Source organism: Paenibacillus sp. FSL K6-3182, assembly GCF_037976325.1.
Classification (GTDB): domain Bacteria; phylum Bacillota; class Bacilli; order Paenibacillales; family Paenibacillaceae; genus Pristimantibacillus.
Window position 1 is genome coordinate 1,191,690 of sequence record NZ_CP150265.1, and the last position, 17,541, is coordinate 1,209,230.

Genomic DNA, 17,541 nt, shown 5'->3' on the forward strand with positions numbered 1-17,541 from the left:
AAGGATCTTACACCGTAGGGGGAAAAGAAAAATGGCTAAATTCAAAAAAGCAGGGCTTCTACTTGCAGCTTTGGGACTCGTTTTCGTTACAGCTTGCAGCGGTAATACCGGCAAGAACGTAAACAAAGAAGAGTCAGGTTCAACGAATACTAGTACTAGTACAGCTGATAGCGCATTCGCCGCTGGCAAATACGATCCACCGATTGAAATCAGCACCGTATTGATGCCGATTAAGAACTATGGCGGTAAAGGCGATACGAAGGAAAACAACGTCCACGATCGTTGGATGCTTGAAACACTTGGTATTAAACATAAGGATACTTGGTATCCAGCAAGTGATGATCAATACAGACAAAAGCTTCAACTTGCTATTTCTTCAGGTGAGAAGCTTCCGGATTTTGTAAAGGTACCAACAAACGCTGTATTGACTAACCAACTTATCGATTCTGGTCAATTTATTGCAATTGATGAGCTGTTTGACAAGTACGCAACAAAAGTTTGGAAGGACCATGCTGAGAAAAACCCTGAGCTTTGGTATCCCTTCACAAGAGATGGCAAGAAATACAATGTGCCATTGATGGAGTACACGAACAATGACAACACGCTGCTTTGGCTTCGTGAAGATTGGATGGAGAAGCTGAAACTAGAGGCTCCAAAAACAATTGCAGATCTAGAAGTCATTATGGACAAATTCAAAAACGAGAACCCTGACGGCCTAGCGCCAAAAGATGTTTATCCACTAGCGATTTCTTTGAAAGGCGCTACGAACACTTGGATGGGCGGACTTGATTGGTTATTCGGTGCTTATGGTTCTGTTCAAGAGCAATGGAACAAAGATAAAGACGGAAATCTTGAATACGGTTCCGTAAATCCAGGAGCAAAAGCAGCACTTGCTAAGCTTCAAGAATGGATGAACAAAGGTTATATCCATGCAGACTCCGCTTTGTGGGATGAAGGCAAGTCAGCAGAAAGCTGGACAAAAGGCGCAGCAGGCATCTTGCCAGGCGCAAACTGGGTACCAGATTGGCCGGCTCCAGATTTGTTGAAAAACGTACCAGGCTCCAAATATAAAGCTTACCCGGTACCTGCAGGTCCAGATGGTTACATGGGTACAAAATGGCAGAACTCTGGCGTAAACGCCAGTATTATGATCAACAAGGATGCTAAGCATCCGGAAGCTATTTTCTTGTACTACAACTACTTGCTTGAAAACCTAGCGAATCCTACGGTTGGCAGCAAATATGAACATGGCTTTGCTCAAGGTTATGACTGGGATATCGTAGATGGTCAACCAACGAGCAACAAGGATAAAATCCCTGGATTTACGAACGAATTCCCGTTCATTACTGGTCCGGCTCGTATTCCTGATCTGTTTATGACAACTTTGGTTAAGCTTGCTGACGGAGCTGCTCCGGAAACACCTTACGAGAAACAAACGGCTGAATTCCGCAAACCTGAAAACTGGTATGCAGCAAAAGTCGTTATGGATCAAAAGGATATTCGCAAACAAAACTACTTTACAGGTGCAGCAACAGAAACAATGGTTTCAAAATGGAATTTGCTGCGTCAATCCGAGATGGAAACGTTCAACAAAATCATCTACGGCAAATTGCCGGTTGATGCTTTCGATGAGTTTGTATCCAGCTGGAAAGCAAATGGCGGAGACCAAATCACGAAAGAAGTTAATGAGTGGTTCCAATCCGTTTCTAAAAAATAATGATCTTGGCCCGCAGAGTCTTCTGCGGGCTTTTTTTTGTGTGTTGGGTTATGTGGTGTGAATGGGGGAGGAGGTGGGTGGCACGAACAAGATAAAAAGGGGGAGAGCGCGGCTGGTGCGTGGAAGGTGGATTGTTACGTAGAACAGTGCTGCGTGAAGCGGATAGAGCAGACCTGCTTGAGCGTAACGGACATCAGAGCGCTTATTTGTGTAGAATCGGCTGTTTTTGCAGAGCTAACGGACATATGTTCCGTTATTTGGGCTAAAGCGATTGATTTTAGCGCCTTTTCACTAGAATAACGGAACCTATGTCCGTTAAAATCCAGATTAGACGTAATTATTGGAAATAACGGAACCTATGTCCGTTAGATGTAAGCCTAAGGATGCCCAGCAATGTTTTTGAGGTTGTGCTTGTTGGAAATAACGGATCCTATGTCCGTTAGGTGCAAATAAGGATGCCCAGCACCCCCATTGCCATCGTGATAATGTGCTAATAAAGGTGCTGGGTTAGTTTGTATGGTGTAACGTAGTGGCTAAATGGACTTCGAAATCATCTGAACATATGCGGCATACATGCGTCCGAGCGCTCGCAATAACATCGGTTGCACAAATACGAGCACTAAGCCGATCCCGCCAGCTATCCAAGAGCGCTGTGCAGAAGTAATCTCTGCGTAAAAAGGAAAGAAGGTCCAGGTGGACTGAAATAAATCGAAGTTGAAGAAGTCCGCACTCACCTTATAGGCAAATGGGGAAAGCATGACTGCATAGGCGGTAACTGGCAGGACAATGCCTAATGTAAACCCGGTAATACCAATCGGAAGCTGCAATAGGCTGTACAGAATACCTTGGTAGGTTTGACCTTTTCCAAGAAGACGAACCAATGACCGAGAGCCTTCCCAGCTAAGAGATAGTTGATCGTCGTCCCGATGATGCGATTGGGAATTACCTCGATACCAAGCTAGAGTAGATTGTTGTTCCTTGACCATCATCCAGCGACATGCTGCAAGTGTCGCCCACAACATGGGCAACCCAACCCATAAAATGATCAGCGGCAAGCTTACTGATAAACCTGTAACAGCTATTACAAATGCTATGATTCCTTTCGGAAGCGACATTAGAAGCATGGCCCAAGCTTTTAAGGCACTTTGTTTTTGCATATTTAAACCCCTCTCATACCAACACTTCCTTCAGTATAGAGGGATCATTCTACTTAAGCATTGATCCAAAGACTGGATAGCGTGCTCGACTTTGGTCTAGTATTCTTATCGTTTTTTTGGAAAATAAACTCAGACCAACCGCTCTGTATCCTGCGTTCTCTCAACCAACACGCGCATTAAGCCTTTTAAAACATGAATTTTTTGAAAGCAAAAAGTAAATACCTGCTCTCTAGTCAGTTCCAGCAAGATGGTGCGGCTAATGGCTGTACAATCGGCGGAACGCGGCTGTCCGTCGATGATGGCCATCTCACCAAAACATTGTCCGACCTCGAGTGTTGCAAGCTGCTCAGATCCCTTATGCACTTGCACTTTCCCCTCAATAATTCCGTACATGGTGTCACCATCCTCACCAATGCCACAAATTCTCTCACCGGGCTCATACACGGATTCTTCCACCATTCGAGCCAGCTTTATAAAATCTTCTTGTGTGCAGTGGGCAAAAAGGCTAATCTTCTGCAGCACTAGAATACGCCTAATAATCGTCTCGTTTCGGTCCTCAGCTTCAATTGACGCAAGAGCAGGATCCTCGACAGTGGCTTCTTCTATTGCAGCATCCAGAACGGCTCTTGAAACCTTCTCATTGGTGTTGCGCAATCGAAGCGACAACTGCTTCATCAGCTCCATAGCAATTTCGGTTCGATCAAAAATCATTTCGTAAAATGCACTCGAAGTCAGCTCGTATAGAACGACATCCTCTTCCGCTATAACGGTTGCAGAGCGAACTCTTTGTGTGATGACGCTTATCTCGCCAAAATAATCGTAAGCGCTGAGCTCATTAATTTTGTGGCCATGGATATAAATGCCTGTACGGCCTTGTTCAATAAGATAGAGAGAGTCACCAGCTTCTCCTTCGCGAACGATTTCGACTCCTTTTCTTATCCATACCTTTTGCAGGCGCATCGCGATGTTGAAGAAGTCACGACCAGTTAAACCAGCGAACAACGCTACACGTTTGAGCAAATGAATTTGTTTCATAAGTGAATCCTGCTCAAGCTTATCGTCTGATTGTGTTAAATAATCAATATTTAGATTAATCCAAGGATCGCTTTGATCATAAAACCACTGTATTGATTCTTTAACATGCAATTCTGAGGGAGCTTCTTCTCCGGGAGTGGAAGACGATGAAATGATTTTTGTCATGTCAGTCCGCAATTTCCCTTTAAGCAGCTGGTCAATTACCTCAATGGCATTAGCCTGCTGCCTAGCATTGCCATCCTGCCAATTGGCATACACAGCCTGAATGGACCTTGAGTCATAAAGAAAGGCCAGCAGTTGAAAAATCCTTTTTACATGACGAACCCGCATCTGTTCAATCGCCTCAGCTAGATCACTCATACGATTTGTATTACCGATAAGTGCAAGTTGCTCCACCCATTTAAAATAATAGGAAATCTCCTGATCGATCAAATGCTCAGCATGTTTTTTGTCAACCTGATTGGTTCCAGCATGAATCCGAGTTGCAGACTCAAGTGTTTTCTCCCTAAGTTCGCTGGAAAAGAGCAGATAATGCCTCAATAAGGCATCAAGTGCAGCTTGTGTTCCAATTTCCTCTAATACGCGTGGCAAATGAAGGTTAAGCTCTTTCGCAGTCATGCGGCTTTCAAGTATAGGAATGATGATGGCCTCATCATAGCTTGTTAATGCAGCAGTAGCTTGAAGCCTGACCTTGCTATCATCAAGAAGCGGAATAATGAACCGAACCAGCTCGGGTACTCGCAATATGGAAGCAGACTTCAATGCCCGTATACGAACGAGATGGGAGGAGTCCTCGAACATCGGGATCAACGGTTTGTAAAAGCTGGCAATCCCAATTTGTCCGAACAGGCCTGCCATGGCAATACGCTCTTCTTCCTGCCCATTTTTGAGCAGCTCCTTTAATACACCGACGGCTTGGAACATGCCTTCTATGCCGTAATATTTAATTAGTCCGACGATAGCTGCTGCTCGTATATGAACATCCTCATCATGCAGATAGGCAGTAATGCGATCTAATTGCTCTTCCAGCGCATAGGCAGATAAGGCAAGGATGGCATGAGCGCGAATGGTAACTGATGATGAATAAAGATGGGCTTCAAGCTTCCTTTCACCAAGGGCAGGCGTGCTTAATTGAAGGTATTTTAACGCTTCGATCTGCAGCTCCTGAACGGGATGCTGTAGCAGAGGCGTGATCTGCTCATTCATATCAAATTCTTGTATGCCGCTAAGAATCGCAAAAGCATATAAAGCCTGCTGCTTGTCGTGCCTATGCAGCGCTGACGCTAAAATTTGAATGCTTGCTGGATCTACGAAATCCGGCTCATCTTGCAGGTCCATGCTTTTCGATTGCAGGGTTGATAAAAGCATGCTTAAATAGTTTTTCTTAATTTTTATCGCCGCAACGATACAGCAGCCAATCAACGCAAGAATAAAATAACTGAATTGCTCAATCGCGAACCATTGCGAAAGCACAATGAGACTGATTGCCGCGATCCCTTTGGCGCCATTTCGTACGATGCCATCGAGGAAACCTTTGGCTCTGCCGCGCCATTCGGGAGCAATGGGAAACATGATGAGCTGACTTACGGAGGAGTATATCGTATCGCCAAGCACCTTATCGCTTGCTTTAACTGCAGTTGCAATGGCAAGCACAGGCATGATGAGGAGAGCGAAGCTTCCTGTAAACAAGACGATCGGAAAAACAAGAATGGCAGTCATGACACCGTAGCGGGTTATCATTTTGCCGGAAATGAATAATTGAACAAATAGTGCAAGCAATCCCGCAAATCCATAAAAGCTGCCCATAAAGCTGGCGAGCTCTTCATTTTGCAAGGTGCCGCGAAGAATAACTTTGAATTGATAATCAACAAGCGTCAGGGAGATTGTGAGCGTACCGGCCATAATCGCCACATATTTAAGATGAGGCACGCTTTGGAATAAGCCTTGTTTCTCTTCAACGGCTCGCGTTTGTGCTTTAGATAATTTTTTAATAGTAGTTTTAATCGCGAAAAACTCGGCAGGATTTGGCACTCCTCGCAGAAGCTTAAGGATAAATAGCAGGCAAAGCAGCTGTGCAGCAGCATAGATGAAGATTAAATTTTCGGTTCCTAACGACTGTACCAGCAGCTTTAGACCAAAGCCGCTCAAAATACCGCCAACAAGTCCACCGCTTCCTACAAAACCAATCATGCGTTTCGCTTTGCGCTGATCCATAATGGAGGTCGCAAACTGCCAGAAGCAGACGATCATCAAAAAGTTTAGTACATCATATCCAACGTAGATGACGGGGAAAATCCAGCTAAAGCCGATCCCGACAGCAAGACGCGAAAGAAGTGCGAGCATAGAAGCAATGATTATAACTCTAACAACGAGTTGATCGGTGCGGAAGCGTCCGCATAGCTTTTGGTATATAAATCCGGTTAAGAGAAGGGTGGCTGCTTGGGGCAAATACATATACGATAAGACGGATGCGTCGTATCTGCTGAGAAATAAAGTATCTGCAGCTGTTCGACTGATAGTAGAAGCAGCGACGATGAAAAACAGATAACCGAATAAATAAAATATTTTTCTATATTCTGTTCGATCGGATTGAAATTGACGTGAGAGCAGAGTGAATGGATTAACGATACTTTTCTTAGACATGATACTTTTTCCTCTCCGTTTCTCTTCCTGCCCGCAATAGCTTAAGAAGAATAGTATATATGAAGAAAATACATATTGGAACAAAATTTGCTAGAATGCTTCGCGATACGTATGGTCTGCTGGATATGTAGAAATGGTATGCCATTAATTCGTCTTATACGGCGAAAAGTAAAATAAACGCAAATTGGAGCCAATAGTAGATTCTTCGCTAAAAATAATGTCATGATTTACGCTGTCAGACATTGCAAATGATAATCGTTATCATTTATAATAATAATGAATGTTTATATGTAATGCTTTCACAGGGAGAAGGGAGTGATCCGACACGATGAAAATGAGTGATCACCTAATGTTATGGAATCATGCTTCGATTAAAGTGATGGATATACGCCATACGGTCATGGAACCAGGCGAGGAGCTGCGATCGTATCGCTTGCCCACCAGCGCTTTTTTTTATGCGATTCGCGGCAGTGCGCAGATGTGGTCGGATGGAACGATGCACATTGTGAATCGATTTCATGTTTTGCATGGCGGCAAAGGAATGTGCCTGGATATTACCGCTCATGATGCTTTTGAATATTATATGATTTTTTATAAAGCTATTCTCGCTTTGCCTTCTCGCCAACCTTTAATGAAGCTAATGGAGACGGAGAACCCATTCCAACTGCAATATAGCTTTGTACCTCATTATCCGATCCCCTTATATCATAGTGTTGAGCTAATGAGCAAGGAATGGCGGGAGCCAGAACTGTTGGAGAAATTACATATAAAAATGCTATTCTATCAATTTGCCTATGAGCTTTTAAGTCAAATGAGCAGTCAAAACGTGAAGACCCAAAAGGTGGACCTCGTGTCACAAGTGGTTCGTTATATTCATGAGCACTCTTCAGACCGAGTAACATTGGATGAGCTTGCAGAGCTGCTGGATTGCAGCGTCAGCTACTTATCAAGAAAATTCAAGCATGCGACAGGTAAAAGTCCCATTGAGTATTTGATTGCTGTTCGAATCGACAAAGCGAAGGAGCTTTTGCAAAATACAGATGCAACGCTGCAAGAAATAGCCGAGAGCGTAGGTTTCTCGGATGACAGCTATTTCAATCGCATGTTCAAAAAACATGTAGGCATGTCGCTTGGTCAATTTAAAGCAAAGGTTCAAAATAATCCTGTGGATCGTTCAAGATATACAATTGTCCCACGTAGAATCAGGCGTTATAGTGGTAATGGTTATGAAAATCATTATCAATACAAGAAAGTGGGAATATTCAAAATGTATAGAGGATCAAGAACACCAATGGCTGCATCATTATTGCTTTGCTTTGTTTTATTTCTCAGCGCCTGCTCTGTGGGTACGTCAAATACGAGTTCAACAAACGGAGGGTCGTCTGCACCAACCACTAACGTGTCTGAAGCAGCTGCAACCGACTCCACACCAGCAAATGTTACCCGCGTAGTAAAACATGCGATGGGGGAAGCAACGATAACTGGCGCGCCTGAGCGTGTTGTCATACTTACGAATGAAGGAACGGAAGCGCTCCTTGCCGTTGGCATTAAACCGATCGGCGCGGTGCAATCTTGGATTGGCGACCCTTGGTACGATCATATCAAAGATGAGATGCAGGACGTTACCGTTGTAGGCGATGAACTTCAGCCGAATATTGAAATGATCGCGAGCCTGAAGCCAGATCTAATAATCGGGAATAAGGTGAGACAAGAAAAAATATATGATCAGCTAAGCCAAATTGCGCCGACCGTATTCGCAGAGGACTTGGTTGGAGATTGGAAAATCAACTTTAAGCTTTATATGGAAGCCGTGGATAAGACGGAAGAGGGCGAAAAGGCAATGGCTGACTTCGACAAGCGTGTTGCTGAAGTGAAAGCGAAGCTAGGCAGCAAAGCGGATACGAAAATTTCGGTTGCACGCTTCTCCGCTTCCCAGGTACGAATCTATCAGAAGCAAACCTTCTCGGGCGTACTCTTAAATGATTTAGGATTTGCACGGCCTGAGTCGCAGGATAAGGATTCATTTATTGAAGTGATGTCCAAAGAAACGATTCCAAGCATGGATGGAGACGTATTATTCTACTTCGTCACGGAGGCAGCTGGGAAGACAGATGCATCCAAGGTGGTAGAGGAGTGGATGAACGATCCTTTATTCAAAAAACTAAATGTCGTGCAAAACAACAAGGTAATAAAAGTAGATGAAGCGATTTGGAATTCTGCTGGAGGCTACAAGGCTGCAAATTTATTGCTCGATGAGATTGTTGCCTATTTTGATGTAAAGTAGCTTAGCACTGTTAGTCAGCAAGCTGACGTCGTGACTATCAGACGTCAGCTTATTTTTGATGAAAGGGGTGAAGTTAACATGGCATTAAGGCTCCATAGCCGCAAAAGAAAGCTGGTGAGCCTGGTGGCAGGCGCAGTGTTGCTGCTCATCGGTATGCTCGTTAGTATTCTATATGGCATCCATCTATTCGAATTAAAAGATTTATGGCGTGCCTATACGCAATTTGATGGTTCGGATGCACATCTAATTATTAGAAATACGCGAGTTCCTCGAGCATTAATTGCGGCAGCAGTAGGGGCGAGTCTTGCTATTGCGGGTGCAATCATGCAAGTGTTAACCAAAAATCCGTTAGCTTCTCCATCTATATTCGGCATCAATTCAGGTGCTGTTCTATTTATTGTTGTCAGCTTGGCTATGCTAGGCTCGTCTCTAACCATGAACGGAATGGTTTGGATTGCTTTAGCAGGCGCAGCCACTACTTCTTTGCTTGTTTTTACACTGGGAATGCAGGGGAGAAGCGGGTTTGAACCAATTAAGCTTACGTTGGCCGGAGCTTCTGTAGCTGCATTTGCTTCCTCCCTATCCTCTGGCATTATGCTGATAAATAAAGAATCTCTTGATTCTGCATTGTTTTGGATGGTCGGCTCTGTATCTGGGAGACAATTAACTCATCTAACTATCGTATTTCCTTATATGCTTCTAGGATGGGTCTTAGCGCTGCTAATGGCAGGCTCTTTAAACGTCATGGCTTTGGGTGATGATAGTGCCAAAGGCCTTGGCCAGCGAATGATGCTTATACGGGTTGTATCTGTCCTTGCTGTTGTACTTCTAGCAGGAAGCTCAGTTGCGGTGGCGGGGCCCATTGCGTTCATTGGATTAATTGTGCCTCATCTTTGCAGATACATATTTGGAAATGACTATCGCTGGCTATTGCCCTATTGTGGGCTGGTAGGAGCAATTCTCCTCGTATTTGCTGATATTGCTTCACGGTTTATCCTTATGCCCAAGGAGGTGCCTGTAGGTGTCGCTACTGCGCTTATTGGTGTTCCTTTCTTGATTTATGTGGCGAGAAGGAGTAAACATGCATAGAGGAATAGGGAAATCTATCTTAATACTCGCAATATTAAGCATCGCACTGATTGCTTTGTCTATTCTTTGTTTATCCATAGGCGGTGTAAGCATTCCTATTAAGGAAATCTTCCTTTCACTGCTGGGTAAAAATAAAGAGGGCAGCGACTTAATTATTATGCAGTTTCGTATGCCGCGAATTGTGGCAGCCGTTTTAGTCGGCGCTGCCTTAGCGGTTGCAGGTGCTGTGCTTCAAGGCGTGATACGGAATCCGCTTGCATCACCAGATTTGCTGGGTGTGACCGGAGGGGCGTCTGTTGCGGTTGTAGCTTTTATGACGCTATTCACAGGATACAGTGTTCACTGGATTCCTTTTATAGCTGTCGCGGGGGCCTTCGTTATTGCTGCTCTAAACTATACGCTAGCTTGGAAAAATGGGGTTTCACCGTTCAGGCTCGTACTTATTGGTATTGGCATATCGACTGCTATGGGGGCACTTACGATATTTCTGCTTATTAGCGGACCGGCCTATTTGGCTGCGCAAGTGCTGAACTGGATGACCGGAAGCATCTACGGGACGAGTTGGAAGTATATTGAGGTGTTGTGGCCTTGGGTCGCCATCTTCATTCCTTTATCCATTCTCTATGCAAAAGAGCTGAACGTACAATCCTTAGGTGAAGCAACGGCCATCGGATTAGGCAGCCGACTTCAATTAAGCCGTATGATTCTGCTGTTCTATAGCGTAGCGCTTGCAGGGGCAGCGGTTGGAATTGCCGGAACTATTTCCTTTTTAGGATTATTGGCTCCACATATGGCTAGAAAGCTTATCGGCCATTCTTATAAACTAGTAATCCCAGTATCCGCTCTTCTGGGTGCGATGATTTTGCTATTAGCTGATCTGGCGGGGAGAACGCTTTTCCAACCGCTTGATATACCAGCCGGCGTCTTTACCGCAGGTATAGGCGCTCCGTTCTTTATGTACCTTTTGTTTAAACGGAAAGCTTTTAAATGATGTTGTTCGCTCAAAAAGAAGAACGGCGACCGATTATGGTCGCCGTTTTTTCTTGTATAATTATTCTAGGAAGCTTTATAGCCAAGCAGGCTAAGAAAGTTAATATGACAAGGAGGCAAGTTATGCCCATTTATAATAAATTAGTCCGCGATCGGATTCCAGAAATCATAAAGCAGCAAGGCAACACATTCACTACGAGAATACTTGAGAACGAAGAGTATCTGAAAGAGCTGCGTACGAAGCTGGTAGAAGAGACGAATGAATACCTTGAAGCAGATTCTAAAACGGAATCAATAGAGGAGCTAGCGGATATTATGGAGCTGCTTCATGCGCTTGCTGAATTCCACGACGTAACGATTGGGAAGCTGGAGCAAATTCGTGCGGAGAAAGCAGAAAAGCGCGGAAGCTTTAAGGAACGTATATATCTTATGGAGGTGGAGGAGAGCTAGCTAAAAAGAAAATCCCCTGTATTGTGAACAATTCAGGGGATTTTCCGTGCTAATAGTAGCAACGATTAAACATGCTTCTACCCTAATAGCCTTATTTTCTGCTGCTTAAATTCATCTTCCGTTATAAGATTATCTCGCAACAAGGAGGAAAGTTTTAATAATTCATCTGCAACTGAAAGTTGATTAGCGTTAGTCGGCTTTTCATTTTCATCCACTTGCTTAATTAAAAAACTCAACATAGTATGCCAATGCGTAATCTCATTATCAACGGATTTGAACATTATATTGTCTTTAGTAATGCCCTTTGGGAAATTCTCAAACGTAATGCGATGGAATGGTTTTGACATATTATTAACAACGATAAGAAGTTGAACTTTCTTGATTAGATCAAGAGTGGTTCTTGAAGCGCTTAGGCCACCAATAATAGCTCCAGTATTTCCAGCAATAGATCTGCCAAGCAAAGCTCTGCCAATGATGTCCGTTCGTGAGGAAGAGGTTACTGTAACACTGTCATGAAGAATGGTTGATTGTAAAATATCTTTATAGAGAAAAATCTCGCATTTGTAATTGTATTCATTCTTGCTTAATAAAGGCTCCGTATTAGTCTCCTGATTATAAATGATACATATTTTTTTATTTGTTTCATCTAATGCAATATAGCTTTCTTTATCATCCGACATAAATTCTTGTGAAAGCTTAAAATCTTTTATGCCTGGCACCATATCTTTAATTTGTTTTTCAAGATTTATCGATAATTGATAATAATTTTTACTTTTCCGATTAGCGGCAGTAAGTGTGAATAATATAAAACCTGAAAATCCAATTAGCATAATGGTTTCATTACGCGCAAACAAACCAATAATACCGACAAGCAAAAATACTGCCAAAAAAAATACAGATGGATTTCTATACATCGTTTCTCCCCTATCAAAAACGAACGCAAATGGTTGGATTTGATCATTCGTTTACTTATTAGGAATATCGTACCATGAAAATCTTCAATTTGTCATAACAATCTTCTCCCCATTTTCTCCTGCCAAACGCTTAAAGATGGTTTATACTAAAAACAACAGAAAAAATCGAATTCGAGGTGAAAGAGAATGGCTTATATGGTCCCAGAGGTTATCCGGACGAGTGCGACTGCTGGGGAGCGGTTATTGTTTCGTACGCTGAAGGATTATCTGCCGAGCGATTATGCGGTTTATTTTGAACCGGAAATTGGGGGGAATCGCCCTGGCTTCGTAATCATAGGCCCAGATCTGGGATTGGTCGTTCTTGAAGTGAAGGACTATACGAGGTCTGCTCTATTCGAGGTTGATCGTGACGAGTGGCGTTTGCATGCATCTGGAGGTCAGATCGAAGCTGTAATGAACCCTTATCAAGAAGCAAGGGAGAGCTTGCGGCAGGTGGCGGGCGAGCTAAGAAATGATGACAGCCTCATTGAACAGAAAGGCAAATTTCAAGGACAGCTCAAATTTCCGAATGGCTTCGGAACGGCTTTTACACGGCTGAAGCAGAAGGATTTTATAGAAAATGGTTTGTACGATGTCATTGCAGAGCAATTTGTGCTTTGCCGCGACGAGATCGACCCTGAGGATGCTGGATTTACAGCCGATGCCCTCATTGAGAAGATCCATGGCATGTTTACGGCACGCAAGCGCAGCAGCTACATTTTATCGCAAGAGGAGATCAGGCAGATTCGTAATCACCTCATACCTGAGGCGCGGATCAGCGCGGAATTTCTGCAGCCTGCAAATCAGAAGCAGCAGGAGCAGTTCGTCCTGTCGCATCACAATATTAAGGGTATGGATCTGCATCAGGAAAATATGGCAGAGCAGCTTGGGGATCGCCATCGGCTTATCCGCGGCGTGGCGGGGAGCGGGAAGACGCTTGTCCTCGCCAGCCGAGCCAAACATTTGGCCAATCATCATCCAGAATGGAAGATTCTTGTCCTCTGCAGCAGCATTGCCTTATCCCGAAGCCTTCGGCAAATGATTGACCGGAAGATGGAGGAGCCGGAGGATTTGCTTGACTGGATTAGACTAGCGGAGCAAAAGGAAGGCAAGCCTCGCGACCAAAACGTCGAGGTCTATAATTTTCATGAGTGGCTGCGAGCAGTGCTGAACGTAAGAGATACGGATGTCGCTAAGCTTATTGGCAAGCTGGAGAAGAAGGAAGCTATTTTACCTACCTATGAAGCAATCCTTATTGATGAGGGTCAAGATTTTCAGCCAGAATGGCTTAAGCTTCTAAGTTATTTGCTTAATCCCGCGACACAAAATTTGCTGCTGGTTGAGGACCGGGCACAATCGTTCTTTAAACGGAAATCGAGCTTGCTGCAGGACACGGGGCTTGATTTTCGCGGACGTTCGCGCATTCTCTCCGTTAATTATCGCAACACGGCTCAAATCGCGCAGTTTGCTTGGGATTTCTATCAACGGCATTCTCTGTTTCAGAACAAGGTTCAGTACGGATTGTCGAAAGGGGTAGAAATTATACCTCCTCAGAGTACACGGAGAAGCGGACCTGAGCCAATATTGGAGCGTCGCGGGAGCTTTCAGGAAGAGATGAAGACTGTCATTGAACAAATGCGATCCTTGCATGACCATCATAAGATTGCTTATTCAGAGATGGTCATCTTATACCGAGTAAAGGACAATTACTACTCCTCCTTCACGGATATGATCAAGAGGGCGCTTAAGGGACAAGGCTTTCCCGTTTATTGGATCACAGAAAATGCCGATTTGAACCAGGAATCAAATATAGCCGGCGATGCGATTAATGTATCAGACATTGACAGTGTGAAGGGGCTTGATTTCCGAGCGGTCTTCATCGTAAATGCCGAGAACATGCCTTTCTCATTGGAAGAAGTGGAGGAGCGGGAAGTATCGCTGTTTTATATTGCCATGACACGCGCATTGGACTGGCTGCACATCTCCTACAGCGGTGATTCCAAGTTTACGCTTTATTTGGACGAAGTGCAGCAGCAGCGGCTGAAGCAGGAGCATGCTATAAAGAAGATGGGATGAAGCGAACGGCTGATTCCCTGATAATGAAAGGCTGTCCGATAATGTATCGGGCAGCCTTTTTTGCTGTCGTGAGCTTGAAGAGGGTTGGTTTAGGCTTCACAAGGAATTTGAGGAACTTTGTCGAATGATAGACGAATCGAAAAAAAGGGAGGCATCGTCATGGACACAAGACAATGGATGTCAATATTGCTATGCTTTGCGACCGCTGTGATGCTGTTCGTGGCGTTCCTCTCCTACCGGAAACGTCATTTGCAGATGGCAAGGACCATGATTTACATGATGACAACGGCGTCTTTTTACGCACTCGGCTACACCTTTGAAATTTTTAGCGACAGCTTAAGCGGAGTGAAGTTTTCTCTACAGGTCGAGTACATCGGCATCCCCTTTGTCTCTGCATTTTGGCTGCTGCTCGTTATCCAGTTCACAGGACTTACGCCCCGCTACCGGAAGCAGCTTGCGATATTGCTGTTTCTCGTTCCAACAGTGACTTTCCTACTCCATCTCACTAACGATTGGCATCATCTTATTTACAAAGAATACGTCTTGAACACGATTAAGACGGTTCCCTTGTACAATACGGTGAAGGGACCGTGGTATTCCGTACACGCGATCTACAATTATACGATTCTGCTTCTCGGCATTTTGTTGTTTATTCCCATGTATTTGCGGGCATTGCCTATCGTGCGGACACAGATTGTCGTCCTTATTTTGGGCGCGGCCGCTCCTATGCTGTTTAATATCGCCTACATGTTCAGCAAAGTTATTGATTTCACGCCGCTTGGTTTCGCTGTATCGGGCGTTGTTTATGCTTGGGGCATTTTCCGGTTTAGGCTGCTTCGTTTAACACCGCTTGCATATGCTAAAATGTTCGATACGATCCGCGACGGCGTTGTCCTGCTCGACTATGAGGATCAGATTGTGAACCACAATCGCGCGGCAGAAGAAGTGTTTCCTGAGCTTGGATCGGCAAAAAGTTTTCCTGCGTTCATCAAGGACTTGCTGCCAGACTGCCCAGAGCTGCTCGAGCGAATTGCCGCAACGGAATTCCGAGATGATCGGTTTTCGCTTCAGCGCTTGCAAAGCGATCGGCAAAGGTATTATATTTGCAGCTTATCTTATATTTATGATACAGGTATGGCCCCTATTGGAAAAATGCTGATGCTCAGCGATATTACGGAGCTGAAGGAGAACGAGGAGAGGCTGCGCGAGAAGTCTGAACGATTGTCTCGGCTGAACGCCTTCAAGGACAAGCTGTTCACCGTAATGGCTCACGATATCCGTGATCCGATCGCGCTGCTTGTCAGCTTGACCGAGCTGCTGGGCGATGAGCCGAGCGACACTGACATCGCGAATGCTGAAGTGTTTCAAGAGATTAGGAGGCAAGTGCGCGGTACCTATTATCTCGTCGATAATTTGCTCGACTGGTATCGCAGTCAAAATGGGGAAGTAGCGTTTCGACCGCTCACGTGGAATTTGCAGCAGGTCGTTCGCCAAGCCATCTCGTTAGCCGGAGCAAGGGCTGGCATGAAGAACATCAGTATCTCAGAGCACATCGACGAGAGGCTGACAGTGAATGCGGATAAAGAAATGCTCGATCTCATTTTCCGTAATTTGCTTTCAAATGCGATTAAGTACACGGACATTGGCGGGGAAATTGCGATAAATGCATCTATCGATCGGGACCAGGTGACGGTGACTGTACGCGATAATGGGAGCGGGATAGACGAGGAAACAGCACAACTGCTGCATCATGATGAACTGTTTTTCAAGGAGCCTGGATTTGCCAGTGGAGAAGATGGTGGAGAGATGAGGTTTGGTCTCGTATTAACCCGAGAATTTCTTCGCATGCATGGCGGCAGTCTTAGGTTCGATAGCTTGCCTGGCGTAGGTACAACATTCTTTTTCACATTGTCCGGCTCATCGAGTCGTGGCGGAACGATGGAAAGTGAAGGAACGGCGGTGATAGCTGATGAAAGTCATATTGATTGACGATGAGCCCGTCATGCATTTGATCATGCGGAAGATGCTCGTGAAATATGCTGAGCTTCAGGTGACGGGAACGTTTGTAAATACGGATGCTGCGGCTGCATTTCTGAGTGAAAATCCCGACGTCGAGCTGGCGTTTGTGGATATCTCCATGCCCGGTGATAGTGGACTTACATTCGCCGCAAGGCTGGACGAAGCAGGCTGTAAGACGCAAATCGTGTTTGTCACCTCGCATAAGGATTATGCGCTAGAAGCTTATGAGTTGTCCGTGCTTGATTATTTGGTGAAGCCGGTAACTCAGGAGCGGCTGGAGCGGACGATTAACCGGGCACTGGAGAGCAGAAAAATCGTTCAACCGCTGCAGCAAGCAGATACTGCGATTCGGGGTATGAGCCGTGTCAGCGTTGCCACGCTGGGCGACTTTTTTGTGCGTAATGAATCAGGACGCGTAAAGTGGATTTCCAGCAAGAGTGCTGAACTCTTCGCCTATTTGCTGCTGAATCGGGGTAGACGAATTTCGCGCTCGCGCCTTGTTGCAGATATATTCGCGGGTATGGCGAGCGTGAATGCCGAAAAATATTTAAATACAACCGTGTACCAGCTGCGTAAATCATTGGAGCCGATAGGGCTCCGGGAAGCTATTCGTTCTGAGAATGACGGTTATGCGCTGGAACTGGACGATGCAGTTATTGACTACGTTGAATTTGAGCGTCAAACAGAAAATCTGGGAAGTATCGACGCGGGCAACGTGGAAGAAGCACTTATCGTTGAAAGGCTCTATACGGGTGATTTGTTCGGCAGCAAAGCTTACGTATGGGCGATTCATGAGACAGATCGGCTGTCAGAGCGGTATGCATCTTTTGTCAAAAATGCAGCAGAGACGCTGCTCACCCTGTCGAACACGGCTGCGGCGTCGAAGCTTCTTCTGAAGCTGCATGCCCGTAATCCGCTTGAAGAATCGGTGGTCGAGCTGCTGATGAAGAAGCATGGACTGGACGGGGATAAGAAAGGGTTAACCGCACAATACACCGACTATGTGAGGCTTCTAAAGCGGGAACTGGGCATTCGTCCATCCCAAGAGCTGCTTATGCTGTATGATTCTCTTATCAGCGGACTTTCCGAAGTAGGAAAATAAATATTTTGAACAGGTTGCAAAAACCG

12 protein-coding genes are annotated in these 17,541 nt (G+C 44.9%); 9 read left to right on the forward strand and 3 right to left on the reverse strand.

Annotated features, from left to right (window positions below; all coding sequences use genetic code 11):
• Window positions 1-31 precede the first annotated feature (31 nt).
• Together MHH56_RS05215 and MHH56_RS05220 are read left to right on the forward strand one after the other, a co-directional pair.
• Window positions 32-1,717, forward strand: coding sequence for an ABC transporter substrate-binding protein (locus MHH56_RS05215; protein WP_339207061.1), 1,686 nt, complete (start codon window positions 32-34; stop codon window positions 1,715-1,717).
• A gap of 131 nt (window positions 1,718-1,848) precedes the next feature.
• Entirely contained in the window at window positions 1,849-1,983 is a 135-nt protein-coding gene (locus tag MHH56_RS05220) for a hypothetical protein (protein WP_339207063.1), read from the forward strand.
• A 267-nt stretch (window positions 1,984-2,250) separates the two neighbouring features.
• Here the strand turns inward: MHH56_RS05220 and MHH56_RS05225 are convergent, their stop codons facing one another.
• Window positions 2,251-2,874: a sensor domain-containing protein gene (locus MHH56_RS05225; RefSeq protein WP_339207064.1), complete on the reverse strand. Its 624-nt coding sequence runs from the start codon at window positions 2,872-2,874 to the stop codon at window positions 2,251-2,253.
• 129 nt (window positions 2,875-3,003) lie between these two features.
• The gene (locus tag MHH56_RS05230) at window positions 3,004-6,552 is read right to left on the reverse strand and encodes an Npt1/Npt2 family nucleotide transporter (protein WP_339207066.1); all 3,549 of its coding nucleotides are present in this window, start codon (window positions 6,550-6,552) and stop codon (window positions 3,004-3,006) included.
• A gap of 334 nt (window positions 6,553-6,886) precedes the next feature.
• Here MHH56_RS05230 and MHH56_RS05235 point away from each other — a divergent pair, with 334 nt between their 5' ends.
• From MHH56_RS05235 to MHH56_RS05250, 4 genes are all read left to right on the forward strand, one after another.
• Window positions 6,887-8,836 carry an AraC family transcriptional regulator gene (locus MHH56_RS05235; protein WP_339207067.1) on the forward strand — a complete coding sequence of 650 codons (1,950 nt, stop codon included), beginning with the start codon at window positions 6,887-6,889 and terminating at the stop codon, window positions 8,834-8,836.
• 78 nt (window positions 8,837-8,914) lie between these two features.
• Window positions 8,915-9,925 carry an iron ABC transporter permease gene (locus MHH56_RS05240; RefSeq protein ID WP_339207069.1) on the forward strand — a complete coding sequence of 337 codons (1,011 nt, stop codon included), beginning with the start codon at window positions 8,915-8,917 and terminating at the stop codon, window positions 9,923-9,925.
• Complete coding sequence (locus MHH56_RS05245) at window positions 9,918-10,916, forward strand: iron ABC transporter permease (RefSeq protein ID WP_339207071.1); 999 nt, start codon at window positions 9,918-9,920, stop codon at window positions 10,914-10,916. Before MHH56_RS05240 ends, MHH56_RS05245 begins: the two co-directional genes overlap by 8 nt.
• A 122-nt stretch (window positions 10,917-11,038) precedes the next feature.
• Window positions 11,039-11,365 carry a nucleoside triphosphate pyrophosphohydrolase gene (locus MHH56_RS05250; protein ID WP_339207073.1) on the forward strand — a complete coding sequence of 109 codons (327 nt, stop codon included), beginning with the start codon at window positions 11,039-11,041 and terminating at the stop codon, window positions 11,363-11,365.
• 77 nt (window positions 11,366-11,442) lie between these two features.
• On the opposite strand, the gene MHH56_RS05255 is transcribed toward MHH56_RS05250, so the two are convergent.
• Window positions 11,443-12,279 carry an SHOCT domain-containing protein gene (locus MHH56_RS05255; protein WP_339207075.1) on the reverse strand — a complete coding sequence of 279 codons (837 nt, stop codon included), beginning with the start codon at window positions 12,277-12,279 and terminating at the stop codon, window positions 11,443-11,445.
• 186 nt (window positions 12,280-12,465) lie between these two features.
• Here MHH56_RS05255 and MHH56_RS05260 point away from each other — a divergent pair, with 186 nt between their 5' ends.
• The 3 genes from MHH56_RS05260 (at window position 12,466) to MHH56_RS05270 (ending at window position 17,515) form a co-directional block, all read left to right on the forward strand.
• On the forward strand, window positions 12,466-14,394 hold the full coding sequence (locus tag MHH56_RS05260) for a 3'-5' exonuclease (protein WP_339207076.1): 1,929 nt from the start codon (window positions 12,466-12,468) through the stop codon (window positions 14,392-14,394).
• Window positions 14,395-14,553: 159 nt separating this feature from the next.
• Window positions 14,554-16,383 carry a histidine kinase N-terminal 7TM domain-containing protein gene (locus tag MHH56_RS05265; protein WP_339207078.1) on the forward strand — a complete coding sequence of 610 codons (1,830 nt, stop codon included), beginning with the start codon at window positions 14,554-14,556 and terminating at the stop codon, window positions 16,381-16,383.
• On the forward strand, window positions 16,364-17,515 hold the full coding sequence (locus tag MHH56_RS05270) for a response regulator (protein WP_339207080.1): 1,152 nt from the start codon (window positions 16,364-16,366) through the stop codon (window positions 17,513-17,515). The genes MHH56_RS05265 and MHH56_RS05270 overlap by 20 nt, the downstream gene beginning before the upstream one ends.
• Window positions 17,516-17,541: the final 26 nt, after the last annotated feature.